At 67.4% G+C, this 13478-nt stretch carries 15 protein-coding genes; 13 read left to right on the top strand and 2 right to left on the bottom strand.

The annotated features are described in order from the left end of the window. Nucleotides 1–65: 65 nt before the first annotated feature. The 13 genes from ACIQLF_RS00075 to panC all read left to right on the top strand — a co-directional run bounded on the left by ACIQLF_RS00075 (nucleotide 66) and on the right by panC (nucleotide 11981). Nucleotides 66–1196, top strand: a complete 1131-nt coding sequence (locus ACIQLF_RS00075; protein WP_400293514.1) for a zinc-dependent metalloprotease — start codon at nucleotides 66–68, stop codon at nucleotides 1194–1196. An 8-nt stretch (nucleotides 1197–1204) separates the two neighbouring features. Further along, entirely contained in the window at nucleotides 1205–2221 is a 1017-nt protein-coding gene (gene tilS / locus ACIQLF_RS00070; RefSeq protein WP_400293512.1) for a tRNA lysidine(34) synthetase TilS, read from the top strand. Between the two features lie 151 nt (nucleotides 2222–2372). After that, nucleotides 2373–2924: a hypoxanthine phosphoribosyltransferase gene (hpt, locus tag ACIQLF_RS00065; RefSeq protein WP_400293511.1), complete on the top strand. Its 552-nt coding sequence runs from the start codon at nucleotides 2373–2375 to the stop codon at nucleotides 2922–2924. Nucleotides 2925–3153: 229 nt separating this feature from the next. Further along, nucleotides 3154–5109 (top strand): ATP-dependent zinc metalloprotease FtsH, encoded by a 1956-nt coding sequence (ftsH, locus tag ACIQLF_RS00060; RefSeq protein ID WP_400293509.1) that lies wholly within the window; start codon nucleotides 3154–3156, stop codon nucleotides 5107–5109. A 32-nt stretch (nucleotides 5110–5141) separates the two neighbouring features. Beyond that, nucleotides 5142–5753: a GTP cyclohydrolase I FolE gene (gene folE / locus ACIQLF_RS00055; RefSeq protein WP_400293508.1), complete on the top strand. Its 612-nt coding sequence runs from the start codon at nucleotides 5142–5144 to the stop codon at nucleotides 5751–5753. An 8-nt stretch (nucleotides 5754–5761) separates the two neighbouring features. Continuing rightward, nucleotides 5762–6679: a dihydropteroate synthase gene (gene folP, locus ACIQLF_RS00050; RefSeq protein WP_400293507.1), complete on the top strand. Its 918-nt coding sequence runs from the start codon at nucleotides 5762–5764 to the stop codon at nucleotides 6677–6679. 11 nt (nucleotides 6680–6690) lie between these two features. Beyond that, on the top strand, nucleotides 6691–7059 hold the full coding sequence (folB, locus tag ACIQLF_RS00045; protein ID WP_400293506.1) for a dihydroneopterin aldolase: 369 nt from the start codon (nucleotides 6691–6693) through the stop codon (nucleotides 7057–7059). A 5-nt stretch (nucleotides 7060–7064) separates the two neighbouring features. Further along, complete coding sequence (gene folK, locus ACIQLF_RS00040) at nucleotides 7065–7556, top strand: 2-amino-4-hydroxy-6-hydroxymethyldihydropteridine diphosphokinase (RefSeq protein ID WP_400293505.1); 492 nt, start codon at nucleotides 7065–7067, stop codon at nucleotides 7554–7556. A 4-nt stretch (nucleotides 7557–7560) separates the two neighbouring features. Then, nucleotides 7561–8061, top strand: a complete 501-nt coding sequence (locus tag ACIQLF_RS00035) for a DUF3180 domain-containing protein (protein ID WP_400293503.1) — start codon at nucleotides 7561–7563, stop codon at nucleotides 8059–8061. Next, a complete protein-coding gene (locus ACIQLF_RS00030) occupies nucleotides 8042–8554 on the top strand; it encodes a PH domain-containing protein (protein WP_400293502.1) in 513 nt (170 codons plus the stop codon). The genes ACIQLF_RS00035 and ACIQLF_RS00030 overlap by 20 nt, the downstream gene beginning before the upstream one ends. Nucleotides 8555–8556: 2 nt before the next feature. Next, nucleotides 8557–10077, top strand: coding sequence for a PH domain-containing protein (locus tag ACIQLF_RS00025; protein ID WP_400293501.1), 1521 nt, complete (start codon nucleotides 8557–8559; stop codon nucleotides 10075–10077). Next, complete coding sequence (locus ACIQLF_RS00020; RefSeq protein ID WP_400293500.1) at nucleotides 10077–10970, top strand: Rossmann-like and DUF2520 domain-containing protein; 894 nt, start codon at nucleotides 10077–10079, stop codon at nucleotides 10968–10970. Before ACIQLF_RS00025 ends, ACIQLF_RS00020 begins: the two co-directional genes overlap by 1 nt. 75 nt (nucleotides 10971–11045) lie before the next feature. After that, complete coding sequence (gene panC / locus ACIQLF_RS00015) at nucleotides 11046–11981, top strand: pantoate--beta-alanine ligase (RefSeq protein ID WP_400293498.1); 936 nt, start codon at nucleotides 11046–11048, stop codon at nucleotides 11979–11981. 23 nt (nucleotides 11982–12004) lie between these two features. Here panC and ACIQLF_RS00010 read toward each other — a convergent pair whose 3' ends face one another. Both ACIQLF_RS00010 and ACIQLF_RS00005 read right to left on the bottom strand, forming a co-directional pair. Continuing rightward, a complete protein-coding gene (locus tag ACIQLF_RS00010; protein WP_400294979.1) occupies nucleotides 12005–12577 on the bottom strand; it encodes an NAD(P)H-dependent flavin oxidoreductase in 573 nt (190 codons plus the stop codon). 18 nt (nucleotides 12578–12595) lie between these two features. Then, nucleotides 12596–13021, bottom strand: coding sequence for a hypothetical protein (locus tag ACIQLF_RS00005; protein ID WP_400293497.1), 426 nt, complete (start codon nucleotides 13019–13021; stop codon nucleotides 12596–12598). Between the last annotated feature and the right edge of the window lie 457 nt (nucleotides 13022–13478).

The raw sequence follows: 13478 nt of genomic DNA, 5'->3' as shown, positions 1-13478 counted from the left end.
CCCTGCATATTTTGCTTGACGCGCAATCCGCCCCGTCCGCGGCTAATCGTGATGGGATGGGAAACATGGATACCACCGACTTCCGGCTGATCAATTGGGAGCTCGCGGCCAACACCGCGGCAACGCTGGTCGGCGCCGGGCCAAAGCTCAGCGGCGCGCAAATCGCCGAGGTCGTTGCCGACCTGCGCCTCAAGGCCGATGCCGCGGTCGACCACGTCCACCGGATCACCGGGCTCGACGCGGCCAGGGACCTGCGCGATTCCCATGTGCTGATCGTGGACCGCCCGGGCTGGGCCAGGGCAAACGTGCAAAGCTTTGAGGCGCTGCTGGATCCTGCCATGCGCTCGCTCGCGCAGAGCCGAGGCGCACGGATCGGCGAAACCACCCAGGTCCTTTCCTCCACGGCAACCGGAGTGGAACTGGGCGCCATCCTGGCATTCCTCTCCTCGAAGGTGCTGGGCCAGTACGACCCCTTCGCGGGAATGCTGCGCCGGGACGTCCCGCCGGGCGGCCGGCTGGTGCTCGTGGCCCCGAACATCGTCTCCATCGAACGCGAGCTGAAGGTCGATGCCGACGACTTCCGGCTCTGGGTGGCACTGCACGAGCAAACCCACAGGGTGCAGTTCGCCGCGGCCCCCTGGCTGCGCGAACACCTGCGGGGCAAGATTTCCCAGCTGCTCGAATCGCTGCTGGCCGAACCCGATGCCCTCAGCGAGCGGATCAAGGCGGCGGCGGGCTCCCTGGTCGGCGGCGCCCCGAAAACCGCGGCCCCGAAGGCCGGTCCCGAGGCGGGGGAGCCCTCCCTCGGACTGCTCTCCGCCCTGCAGACCGGCGAGCAAAAAGAGATTTTGTCCCACGTCACGGCGGTGATGTCGCTGCTTGAAGGACACGCAAACGTGGTCATGGACGCGGTGGATGAAAGCATCATCCCGACCGTCAAAACCATCCGCCAGCGCTTCGGCGGGCGCGGCAAGGACCGCGGCCCCCTCGAAAAGTGGATCCGCAAATTGCTGGGCATGGACGCAAAGATGCGCCAGTACGCCGACGGACAACGATTCGTGTCCAAGGCCGTTGAGCTTGTCGGCATGGAAACCTTCAACAAGGTCTGGGAACGTGCGGAAAACCTACCGACGGAAACCGAGCTGCACAACCCCGAGCAATGGGCGGCACGGATCAGCGCCGCCGGCAACGCATAAGGGCGGCAATGGGAGGGAACCTTCCCCGTGCCCTGGCCACGGCCCGCACCGCCGTCCGAACCGCCACCATGCCCGGGGAATTTGTCCTGGTCGCCTGCAGCGGCGGCGCCGACTCGCTGGCCCTCGCCGCGGCCGCGGCCTTCCTGAACCGCAAGGGCCAATTGCGCGTCGGGGCCGTGATCGTCGACCACCGCATGCAGGACGGCAGCGATGCCGTGGCGGCCCGCGCGGCGGGGCAATGCCGGGACCTCGGCCTCGACCCGGTGCTGGTGCTGCCGGTCGACGTGGCCGGGGACAGCGAACAGGCCGCCCGGGCGGCCCGCTATGCGGCCTACGGGCAGGCGCTGGAAACCACCGGTGCCACCCGGATCCTGCTGGGGCATACCCTCGACGACCAGGCCGAACAGGTGCTGCTCGGCCTGGGCCGCGGCTCCGGGACGCTGTCGCTGGCCGGAATGCCCGCGGTCCGCGGCCCGTACCTGCGCCCCCTGCTGGGCATGGGCCGGTCGGCCATGGAGGAGATCTGCGCACACGAGTCCCTGGCCTATTGGACGGACCCGACGAATTCCGACCCGAAATACCTGCGCAACCAAGTCAGGCACCGGCTGATGCCGGTCCTGCGGGAGGTGCTGGGCGCGGGCGTTCCTGAATCCCTGGCCCGCACGGCAACCCTGGCGCGGCAGGACGCCGAATACCTGGATTTCCTCGCGGGGAAGGAACTCGAGGCGGTGCGGAACGCCTCCGGCCCCGGCGCCATCGAACTGGACCTGCCTGCGCTTCGGGAACTGCCCGACGCCCTGCGCTCGAGGGTGCTGCGCCTGGCCGTCCGGGAGCTCGGTGCGCCCGCCCCGGACTTCGAACGCGTTGCCGCATTGCAGGGCCTGGTTTTCAATTCGAAGTCCGCGGGACCTGTGCAGTTGGCCGGGCATGTGCAGGCCGTCCGGGTCGCGGCGAACGGCGCCCGAACAGGCTCGCGGGCCACGCTGAACTTCAACCGGACGGTACCCGTTACCGGTTTGCGGTGAGAATTGCCTCACATTGGGCACCCCGCTGCCGCCAAGTGGCGGCAAGAACGCCACCGCACGCTCCCCACCCACCCCTCGACTGTGGCACTCTAGTTCTTGAGTAGAAAACCCTTCGACCGGTCTATTCCCGACCCCAGAACCAGGAGCCCTCGTGGATTCGAAAGACGTCAGCGCCGATCTCGCGCATGTCCTTTACACCAAGGAAGAAATCCAGGCCAAGATCCAGGAGCTTGCAGCCCAGATCGATGTCGACTACGAAGGCCGGGACATCCTGGTTGTAGGCGTCCTCAAGGGTGCGGTCATGGTCATGGCCGACCTCGTCCGCGCACTGCACTCGCACGTCACCATGGACTGGATGGCGGTTTCCTCCTACGGCTCGGGCACCCAGTCCTCCGGCGTCGTCCGCATCCTCAAGGACCTGGACACCGACCTGCTCGGCAAGCACGTGCTGATCGTCGAAGACATCATCGACTCCGGCCTGACCCTGTCCTGGCTGCAGGCGAACCTCGAGTCCCGCGGCCCGGCCTCGGTCGAGATCTGCACCCTGCTTCGCAAGCCTGAAGCGGCAAAGGTCGAGATCGATGTGAAGTACGTCGGCATGGAAATCCCGAACGAATTCGTTGTCGGCTACGGCCTGGACTTCGATGAGAAGTACCGCAACCTGGACTTCATCGGCACCCTTGCGCCGCACGTTTACGAGTAAATCCCGGTTCTGCTCGAAATCCTGAATACGTAGTGGCCCCTGGCCGTTCCCGCCCGCGCGGGGGCGGCCAGGGGTCTTCTTACGCCCAAAGGGGAACTTATCCCGCGGCCCATCCGTAGAATCCCAATAAGGCGTTTACTTATTAACGTGTAGAAGGTAGTGGCGCCGCCCGGGCGCCCGGGCGAATATGCGTCCGAAAGCAGGAGGGATGGGGCGGGACCCCCAATCAATGAACGCGAAAAAGATCTTTAATAGCTGGATCGTATGGGTGCTTCTGGGTGCCGCTGTGCTGCTTATTTTCCTTCCGACGCTTTTGGGTGGAAACAACGGCCGCATTGACACGAGCGTCGGCATGCAGCTGCTCAAGGACGACAAGGTCTCCGAAGCGAAGATTTTCGACGGCGAACAGCGCGTGGATCTGACGCTGAAGGAAAACCTGAACGTCGCCGGGGTCGACAAGGGCAAAAACGTCTCGTTCTACTACTCCTCCCCGCGCGGAACCCAGGTTGTCGACGCCGTCAACAACGCCAACCTCACCGGTTACACGGACCAGCCGCTCCAGAACAACTGGTTCCTGTCCATGCTTGGCGTGCTGATCCCGTTCATCCTGATCGCAGGCCTCTTCTGGTTCATCCTCGCCCGTTCCCAGGGCGGCGGCTCCAAGGTCATGCAGTTCGGCAAGTCCCGTGCCAAGCTGATCACCAAGGACATGCCGCAGGTGACATTCGCCGACGTCGCAGGCGCCGACGAGGCAGTGGAAGAACTCCACGAAATCAAGGAATTCCTCCGCGAACCCGGCAAGTTCCAGGCCGTCGGCGCGAAGATCCCCAAGGGCGTGCTGCTCTACGGCCCTCCGGGCACCGGCAAGACCCTGCTGGCCAAGGCCGTAGCCGGCGAGGCGGGCGTCCCGTTCTACTCCATCTCAGGTTCCGACTTCGTCGAAATGTTCGTCGGCGTTGGCGCCTCCCGCGTCCGCGACCTGTTCGAGCAGGCCAAGACAAACTCACCGGCCATCATCTTCGTCGACGAGATCGACGCAGTGGGACGCCACCGCGGCGCCGGCATCGGCGGCGGCAACGACGAGCGCGAACAGACGCTGAACCAGCTGCTCGTCGAGATGGACGGCTTCGACGCCACCACCAACGTCATCCTGATCGCCGCCACCAACCGAGCCGACGTGCTTGACCCGGCACTGCTGCGCCCCGGCCGCTTCGACCGCCAGATCCCCGTCGAGGCACCGGACATGATCGGCCGCGAGCACATCCTCAAGGTCCACGCCCAGGGCAAGCCGATGGCCACCAACGTCGACCTCAAGGCCGTGGCGAAAAAGACGCCAGGTTACACCGGCGCCGACCTGGCCAACGTGCTCAACGAGGCAGCGCTGCTCACCGCGCGCTCCAACGCCCAGCTGATCGACGACCGCGCCCTGGACGAGGCCATCGACCGCGTCATGGCCGGCCCGCAGAAGCGCAGCCGCCTGATGAAGGAACACGAACGCAAGATCACCGCGTACCACGAGGGCGGCCACGCCCTGGTCGCCGCGGCCATGCGCCAGACGGCTCCGGTCACCAAGGTCACCATCCTGCCGCGCGGCCGCGCCCTGGGTTACACCATGGTGGTCCCGGACGACGACAAGTACTCGGTGACCCGCAACGAGCTGCTCGACCAGATGGCCTACGCCATGGGCGGCCGCGTCGCCGAGGAGATCGTCTTCCACGACCCGTCGACGGGCGCCTCGAACGACATCGAAAAAGCCACTGCCACGGCCCGCGCCATGGTCACCGACTACGGCATGAGCGAACGCATCGGAGCCGTGAAGCTGGGCTCCTCCTCCGGGGACGCCATGTACGGGCAGCCGGCAAGCCGCAACTACTCCGACGCCATGGCCAACGTGGTCGACGAGGAAGTGCGAGCGCTGATCGACGCCGCCCACGACGACGCCTACGCCGCGCTGACCGAAAACCGCCACGTGCTCGACCGCCTGGCCCTGGCCCTGCTGGAGCACGAAACGCTGAACCAGAAGGAGATCGAAGAGATCTTCCACGACCTGGTCAAGCGCCCCGAGCGCGAGGTCTGGTTGAGCAAGGACACCCGTCCGGTGCACACCGAGGGACCGGTGCTCAGCCCCAAGGAAATCGCCGGGCAGCAGCAGGAAGCCGCCGCAAGCGAGAAGACCGGGGAATAGCCCCCGAACCACACTCGGCTATTATCGGGAAGGTGAACGAGATCGATCAGTTAGAAGAAGCCAACGTCGGGAATCCCGGCGCCGTAGATTTGGTGCGCATCGAAAAGGCCGTGCGGGAAATCCTGCACGCCATCGGCGAGGACCCGGATCGCGACGGGCTGAAGGACACCCCCAAGCGGGTGGCCAAGGCCTACTCCGAGTTCTTCTCGGGCCTCCGTGAGGACCCCGCGGACCACCTGGGCACCACCTTCGACATCGAACACGATGAACTGGTGTTGGTGAAGGACATTTCCTTCTACTCGACCTGCGAGCACCACCTGGTCCCGTTCCACGGAAGCGCACACATCGGCTACATCCCGGGTCCGGAGGGCAAGGTCACCGGCCTGAGCAAGCTCGCCAGGCTTGTGGAGGTCTTTGCCCGCCGCCCGCAGGTGCAGGAACGCCTGACCACCCAGATCGTCGACGCCCTGATGGAGCACCTCGAGCCGCGCGGCGCGATCGTCGTCGTCGAATGCGAACACATGTGCATGTCCATGCGCGGGGTCCGCAAGCCCGGCGCCAAAACCGTCACCAGCGCCGTTCGCGGCCAGCTGCGCGAGCCGGCGACCCGCGCGGAAGCCATGAGCCTCATCCTCGGAAAGTAGGAGTCACCTTGTCACTTGGAGCGATCCCCGGAACCGGACCGGCCACCAGCCCGTTGCCCGTCATCCGCAAAATCACCGCCCGCACCCTGGCGGACCTGCCCACGGACCGCACCCTGGTCATGGGAATCCTGAACATCACCGAGGATTCGTTCTCCGACGGCGGCAAATACACCAAGGTCGACGACGCGATCGCCCACGGCCTGCGCATGTACTACGGCGGGGCGGACATCATCGACATCGGGGGCGAATCAACCCGGCCCGGTGCCGACCCGGTGTCTCCCGCCACCGAGCAGGCCCGCATCATCCCGGTGATCGCGGCGCTGGCCAAGGCCGGCGCGATCATCTCGGTCGACACCATGCACACCTCCACCGCACGTGCCGCGCTTGCCGCGGGCGCGCACATCATCAACGACGTCTCGGGCCTGACCCACGAGGCCGACATGCCCGCGTTGATCGCCGAGACCGGCGCACCCTACGTGCTCATGCACCGCCGCGGCGACGCCGCCACGATGGCCACCGAGGCAAACTACACGGACGTCGTCGCCGAGGTCATCGAGGAACTGCTCGCCCTGCGCGAGACGTTCACCGCCGCCGGCGTCAAGGCCGAACAGCTGATCCTGGATCCGGGACTCGGCTTCGCCAAGGACGCGGAACACAACTGGGAACTGCTGCGTTCCCTGGACCGCTTCAGCGACCTGGGCCACCGCGTCCTGGTGGGCACCAGCCGCAAGCGTTTCCTCGGCTCGCTGTTGACCAACGACGGCAAGGCGGCTGCCCCGGCCGAGCGCGACGCCGCAACCACGGCCACCACCGCGCTCGCGGCGGCCAACGGGGCCTGGGGCGTGCGCGTGCACGACGTCGCCTCCAACCTCGACGCAGTCAAGGTGGCCCGCGCCTGGTCCGCGGCCACCGTCCCGGCACTCTAGGGGGCAGCGGCATGCGCACCGACACCATCACGCTGACCGGCATCACGGCGATCGGGCACCACGGGGTGTTCGAAAGCGAGAAGCGCGACGGCCAGCCGTTCACGCTCGACGTCGTGCTGCACACCGACATCCGCCCCGCCGCGGCCAGCGACAACGTCGCCGACACCGCTCACTACGGGGAACTGGGCGAACTCGTCGTCGAGCAGATCCAGGACGGCCCCTGGGACCTGATCGAGACCCTCGCGGAGAAGACCGCCGCGGCGATCCTCAAGGAATTCGCCGTGGTGTCGGCCGTGGAGGTCGTCGTGCACAAGCCCAAGGCCCCGATCACCGTGCCGTTCACCGATGTGCGCATCCACATCTACCGGGAACGGGAGTGATCCAGATGGCCTCCTGCATTCTTGCCCTCGGCTCCAACCTGGGTGAACGTGCCGGAACGCTTGAGGCGGCCGTCGCCGCAATCGCGGCCACCGAGGGAATCGAGTTGGTGTCAGTCTCCGGGACCGCCGTGACCAAGCCGGTGGGCGGCCCCGCCGGGCAACCCGATTTCCTGAACCTGGTGGTGCGCGTCGAAACGAGCCTCGCCCCGCTGGAACTCCTGGCGGCCTGCCAGGCGGTCGAGCAAACCCACCTGCGCACCCGCGAGGTGCGCTGGGGCCCGCGCACCCTGGACGTCGACGTGATCACCTACGGGGAAACCAGCAGCGACGACCCGGTGCTGACCCTGCCGCACCCGCGCGCCGCGGAACGCGGCTTCGTGCTGGTGCCGTGGCTGTGGATGGAACCCGACGCGATGCTTGCCGGAAGGCCGGTATCCGCCCTGGCTGCGGCGGCCGCGGACTCCGCCGATGTGACCCGCTACGGGGACGGGGCCTAAAACCATGAACTCACTGCGTCCCCTGTGGGTGGTGACGGTCCTGGCCGTCGCGACGGCGACCGGATACATCATGCAGTCGGTAGCGGCCTCCAACGGCTATGCGGCACCGGTGCTGCACTGGACCTCGCTGCTGACCATGGGGGCCGCCACCGTGCTGACCCTGGTCATGGGCATCCGCGTCAAGCGGTACACCGGCGGCAAGGCCAAGGCACCGATCAACCCCATCGCCGCGGCCCGCACCCTGGTGCTGGCCCAGTCCTGCACCTACGCGGGCAGCGCGATCGCAGGCTGGCACGTCGGCATCCTCATCGGGCTGCTTGGCGCTTCGGGCACGGGCAGCAACGCGGTGAAATCATCCTTGGTGATGATCGGCGGGGCGCTGGTCATGGCTATCGTTGGATGGGTTGTGGAACAGTTCTGCAAACTTCCCCCGGAGGAGCCCACGAGCCCGGAGGGTCGCGCCAAGGGCAAGGACGAGGAAGGCTATGCCGCAGGAACCAATTGACCCGGCCGGGATCCAGTGGAAGCGGGTGTCACCGCAGTACGCGAAGGTCCGCATGGTCGGCTGGGGAATCTCCGTGCTGATCACCCTTGCGGTGCTCTGCGTCCCCCTGGTCCTGCAGCTGACCGGCCTGTGGCCGGGCTACCCGCTGTGGCTGGGCATCGCCCTGCCGGCCGTCGTGCTGGCCGCCGAGCTCATCCGGCTGGCCGTGATTCCGCGCCAGGTGGCGGCCATCGGATACGCGGAACGCGCCGACGACCTGCTGGTCCGCCACGGCCTGATGTTCCAGAAGGTCCTGGTGGTGCCCTACGGGCGCATGCAGTTCGTCGACGTGGCCGTCGGCCCGATCGACAGGATGCTGGGGCTGTGCAAGGTCAAGCTGCACACCGCGGCCGCCGACGCGACCGCCGAGATCCCCGGGCTCCCGATGGCCGAGGGGGCGCGGCTGCGCGAACAGCTTGCCGCGCGCGGCGAATCGCGATTGGCCGGACTGTGAGCATGCCGGCAGGCGAACCCCCGAGCCCCCACGCCGAGCCGTGGCAGCGGGTCCACCCCGTCTCCCCGCTGGTGCGGGGCTGGCTTGCGGTGGTTGCCGTGGCCTTCGTCTACGGGCAAAACACGCTCTCGTCGTTCTTCGGCGAGGAGGAGTCCTACCCCGGCGAGGAATTCGTCGACGGCGGATCGCTGCTGGTGCCGATCCTCATCGGCTCGGGCATCCTGGTCCTGATCCTGCTGGGCTTCCTGGGTTCCTGGTGGTTCACCAAGTACCAGATCACCGACCGGCACGTGAACGTGAACTCCGGCATGGTCTTCCGCCAGCAGCGCCAGGCCCGCATCGACAGGGTGCAGTCGATCGACATCGCCCAGCCGCTGGTGGCCCGCATCTTCGGGCTCGCGGAGCTCCGCTTCGACGTCGCCGACTCCGGTTCCGCGGCCATGAGCCTTGCCTTCATCAAGCTTTCCGAGGCGCAGGCGCTGCGCAACACCATCCTGGCGCGCGCGGCGGGGCTGAAGGCCGCCGAGGCCCCGCAGCGGTTCCGCGCACCGGGTGAGGAACGGGAGGAACCCGCCGGCGACGATGCCGTGGCCGATCCGGGCGTCGGAGCCCGGGCCCCGTCATCCGCGCGGGTGCAGGCCGCCAGCGAGTACGTCGTGGCCACGGTTCCGACGGGCCGGCTGGTCGGCTCGCTGCTGCTGCGCCCCGTCACCATGGTCGTGGTGCTGGGCGCCGCCGGCCTGGCCGTCGCCATGTCGACGATCGAGGGATTCACCGCCTTCTACCTGATCCCGGCGTTCCTGGGCCTGGGCGGGGCGCTGTGGAACCACATCAACACCGGATACAACTTCAAGGCCGCGACAAGCGCCGACGGGCTGCGGCTGAGCTACGGGCTGCTCGACACCCGCCACCAGACCGTCCCGCCCGGACGCGTGCAGGCCATCAAGGTCAGCGCGCCGTTCTTCTGGCGCCGCTTCGGCTGGTACCGGGTCGCCGTGAACGTGGCGGGCATCGGCGGCGCCGGCGCCGAGGACTCCGCGGAACGATCTGTGCTGCTTCCCGTGGGAACCTACGAGGACGTGCTGGCGGTGCTCTCCGTGGTGCTTCCCGATCCCGGCACGCCCGCCGCACGCGAATTCTTCGCCGCGGCCATCAACGGCAGCGGCGAGGACCACGGCTTCACCGTTTCCCCGCGCCGGGTGCGCCCGCTTTCCCCGCTGGCCCACCGCCGGCAGGGCTATGCCGTCACTGACACCGCGCTGGTGGCCCGCAGCGGTGCGCTCCACCGAACCGCGGCCATCGTCCCGCACGAACGCACCCAGGGCATCCGCCTGCACCAGGGACCCCTGGCCAGGCGCTTCGGCGTGGCCGAGCTTCGGCTGGCGACGATCGCGGGCCCGGTGGTCCCGGTGGTGCGCCAGATGGACCTCGACGAGGCGCGCGCGCTCTTCCTGGCCCAGTCCGACCGCGCGGCCATCGCGCGCAAGAAGAGCGACAAGAACCACTGGTTGGAGGAAGCCTGATGAAGGCATCACGGCCCGGACGCCTCGGCGTCGGAATCATCGGCGCGGGGAAGGTCGGCGCCGTGCTCGGCGCCGCCCTGCGTGCCGCCGAACACCAGATCGTTGGGGTGCATGCGGTGTCCGACGCCTCCAAGGAGCGCGCCGAAATGCTGCTCCCCGGCGTCCCGGTGCTGGAAATCCCGGAGATCCTGCGGCGCGCCGAACTGGTGCTGCTGGCGGTGCCCGACGACGCGCTGGCCGACCTGGTGTCGGGGCTGGCCGCGGCCGGCCACTGGCAGGCCGGGCAACTGGTGGTGCACACCGCCGGGCGCTTCGGCACCCAGGTGCTGGGCCCCGCCAGCCGGGCCGGGGCCATCGCCCTGGCCATCCACCCCGCCATGACCTTCACAGGCATGAGCATGGACCTGGAACGGCTCAACGACTGCGCCTTCGGGGTCACGGCCCCGAACATGGTGCTGCCCATCGCCCAGGCGCTGGTGGTGGAGATGGGCGGCGAGCCCGTGGTCATCGCCGAGGAAGACCGCGTGATCTACCATGCGGCGCTGGCGCACGCCTCGAACCACCTGGTGACGATCGCCGGGCAGGCCGCCGGGCTGCTGTCCGGCATCGGCGTCGAGCAACCCGAACGGGTGCTGTCGGCGCTGATGCGCGCCTCCCTGGAGAATGCGCTGGCCTCCGGCGAGGGTGCGCTGACCGGCCCGGTCGCACGCGGAGACGTGCAAACAGTCGCCGGGCACAAGGCCGCGCTGGAATCCGCCAAGGTCCCCCGGGACACTCGCGAGGGCTACCTGGCCATGAGCCGGGCCACCGCGCTGCGTGCCCACGCCCGCGGACTGATCGGCGCGGACAAGCTCGAGGCGATCCTGGCCGCCATCGACGGCACCGCGGACTGACCTTCCGCACGCCGGCCGACCGCAACCGGACGTAGCAACCGGGCCCCGCTGCCGGCCCGGCGATAAACTGGGGCGGTGAGCAACGATGCTGGTAAGCGCAACCAAGAACCGCTGGTAGTCCGTACGGCCCGGGAACTTTCGGCCGCCATCGCCGATCGCCTGGCGCGGGCGGCCTCGGCCGGCGGCACGGCCGCCCTGGGCCTGGTGCCGACCATGGGCGCCCTGCATTCGGGGCACGAGTCGCTGGTGGCAACGGCCCGCGCGCAAAACGACGTGCTGGTGGTCAGCGTCTTCGTCAACGAACTCCAGTTCAACGACGCCGCGGACTTCGAACGCTACCCGCGCACCCTGGACGCCGACGTCCGGATCCTGGCCCGCGCCGGTGCGGACATCGTGTTCGCGCCGGAACCCGGCGAGATCTACCCGGACGGCCGCCCGCTGGTGAAGCTGGACTCGGGCGCGCTGGGCGCCAAGTTCGAGGGCGCCTCGCGACCCGGGCACTTCGACGGCATGCTGGCCGTGGTGGCAAAGCTGCTGCACCTGGCCATGCCCCCGGCAAGCTGCCCGGTTCCCGTGAGGTACAGCGCCTACTTCGGGCAGAAGGACGCCCAGCAGCTGGTGCTGATCAACCGGTTGGTCAAGGACCTGAATTACCCGGTCGAGATCTGCTCGGTGCCGATCATCCGCACCTCGGAGGGCCTGGCGCTCTCGAGCCGCAACCAATTCCTCACCCCCGAGCAGGCCGAGGCCGCGCTGGTCATCTTCCGGGCGATGACCATGGTCAAGGTCCGGGCCGATCGGCACGAGCCGCTCTTCCTGGAGGATGCCGTTGCGCTCTTCGAGGAGGAACCGTTGGTCGAGCTCGACTATTTCGAACTCGTCGACCCGAACACCCTGCAGGAACTCGCGTTCAACTGCCAGGAGACCCCCTTCGCCGGCGAGGGCCTGCTGCTGGTGGCGGCGAAGGTCGGCCAGGTCCGCCTGATCGACAACACCCCGCTGGGTTACTAGACAGCCGTATACAAGGAGTTTCCCTAGCGGGATTCCCAGCGGCCGGCCGCCCGGTTGAGCAGTTCGCGGAATCCGGCAAGGTCCGCCATGATCCGGGCGGCGCTCTGCCCGGTCGTCGACAAGCCGGCGGATTGCCCTGCATATACAGGGGCCGTGTTGACGTCGGCCTTCACACGGGCTTCGTTGACGGCCCTGGTGATATCTAGACCCTCTTCGACTGCCGCGCCGAGCCTTTCGATGTCATCGGCCCAGGTATCGCTGAAGTCGTTTCGCAGGGCACGGCCGCCGTACTCGACGGGCCAGGCCATGCGCTGGGCGATGTCGAACGCCCTTGTATATACGGTGTCATCGATGCCCGAGCTGCCGATTGCCTGCTTGATGTTCGGGTGGCTCAGTGACTCCGTGGCCACGGCGAACCGTGTGCCGATCCATGCGGCGGATGCGCCCGCCCCCAGGACCGCCGCAACTCCTGCCTTGGTGGCGACCCCGCCGGCGGCAATGATCGGTTTCTCCGTGGTCGAGAGCGCCAACTGCAATAAGGGGAGTGTCGAAACCTCGTTCCGGCCGTGCCCGCCGCCCTCGCTGCCGCGGCAGATGACGACATCGATGTCGGACTAAAGGGCGCGTTCGAGTTCCGCCGCATTGCCCACCTGCATTCCGACCCACGCACCGGCATCGTGTGCCGCAGCGGCGGCTGGTCCGGGTTCTCCGAAACTGACACAGATGAAGGAAGGTCCGTGGGCAAGTACCTGGTGCAACGGATCGAGTGACTTCTCCAGGACCCACGCCATCAAGCCGGCACCCCATGGCCGGGATGCCGAGGCTGCAAGCTCGGATTGCTGGTCGATCCATTCCTTGGTGTCGTTTCCTCCGATGCCCAGCATGCCGAACCCTCCGGCTGCGGATACCGCCGCCGCAAGGGCGCCGCCGGCAGCACCTGCCATCGATGCATTGAAAATGGGTTCTGTATATCCGAGGCGTTGTTGCAGCGCGTCGGTCGCCGGTTGTTCTCGAGTGTTCCGCGGGGAAGATGCAGCCATGTACCGAGTCTATGACCGACAGCGGTAGGGGCCTGTGACGCAGCACTCAAATCCACAAACCCGGGAAACAATGCGCTTTTCGAAGGCCGAGGGGCTGTGGCCCCCGTCTTTGCGGGGTTTCCGGGTGCCGGGCGGCGGGACACCTGCCGTTTGGACATCCGGGGCAAAGGCGCGTAGAGTTGTTTCTCGCGCCGGACACCGCAGCGTAGCCCGAAAGGGAAACGGGCGGGCAACGGCGAGAAGGATTCCGGATGAACCGTGGAAGTCGAATTGACTTCCGGTTGCTTCCGGACTAAGGTAGTGAAGTTGCTCCAGAGCGAAGCGCCGGCATGAGATAAGCCCGGGTCGTGGAGGTTGGAAGCGTCTGTTGTTTGAGAACTCAATAGTGTGCCAAGTTTGTTGATACCAATTTATTTATTTTATTGGTGAATGGTTTCAGGGTCCGCACCCCCGTGTG

Source organism: Paeniglutamicibacter sp. NPDC091659 (genome assembly GCF_044756805.1).
Classification (GTDB): domain Bacteria; phylum Actinomycetota; class Actinomycetes; order Actinomycetales; family Micrococcaceae; genus Paeniglutamicibacter.
Note: the sequence above shows the minus strand (reverse complement) of the source record. Positions and strands in the feature narration are given on the sequence as shown.

Bases quoted from the DNA above. Each gene is read 5' to 3' on its own strand.
- ACIQLF_RS00075 (WP_400293514.1), top strand. From the start codon at position 66: ATGGATACCACCGACTTCCGGCTGATCAATTGGGAGCTCGCGGCCAAC.
- tilS (WP_400293512.1), top strand. From the start codon at position 1,205: ATGGGAGGGAACCTTCCCCGTGCCCTGGCCACGGCCCGCACCGCCGTC.
- ftsH (WP_400293509.1), top strand. From the start codon at position 3,154: ATGAACGCGAAAAAGATCTTTAATAGCTGGATCGTATGGGTGCTTCTG.
- folB (WP_400293506.1), top strand. From the start codon at position 6,691: ATGCGCACCGACACCATCACGCTGACCGGCATCACGGCGATCGGGCAC.
- folK (WP_400293505.1), top strand. From the start codon at position 7,065: ATGGCCTCCTGCATTCTTGCCCTCGGCTCCAACCTGGGTGAACGTGCC.
- ACIQLF_RS00035 (WP_400293503.1), top strand. From the start codon at position 7,561: ATGAACTCACTGCGTCCCCTGTGGGTGGTGACGGTCCTGGCCGTCGCG.
- ACIQLF_RS00030 (WP_400293502.1), top strand. From the start codon at position 8,042: ATGCCGCAGGAACCAATTGACCCGGCCGGGATCCAGTGGAAGCGGGTG.
- ACIQLF_RS00025 (WP_400293501.1), top strand. From the start codon at position 8,557: ATGCCGGCAGGCGAACCCCCGAGCCCCCACGCCGAGCCGTGGCAGCGG.
- ACIQLF_RS00020 (WP_400293500.1), top strand. From the start codon at position 10,077: ATGAAGGCATCACGGCCCGGACGCCTCGGCGTCGGAATCATCGGCGCG.
- ACIQLF_RS00005 (WP_400293497.1), bottom strand. From the start codon at position 13,021: ATGGCTGCATCTTCCCCGCGGAACACTCGAGAACAACCGGCGACCGAC.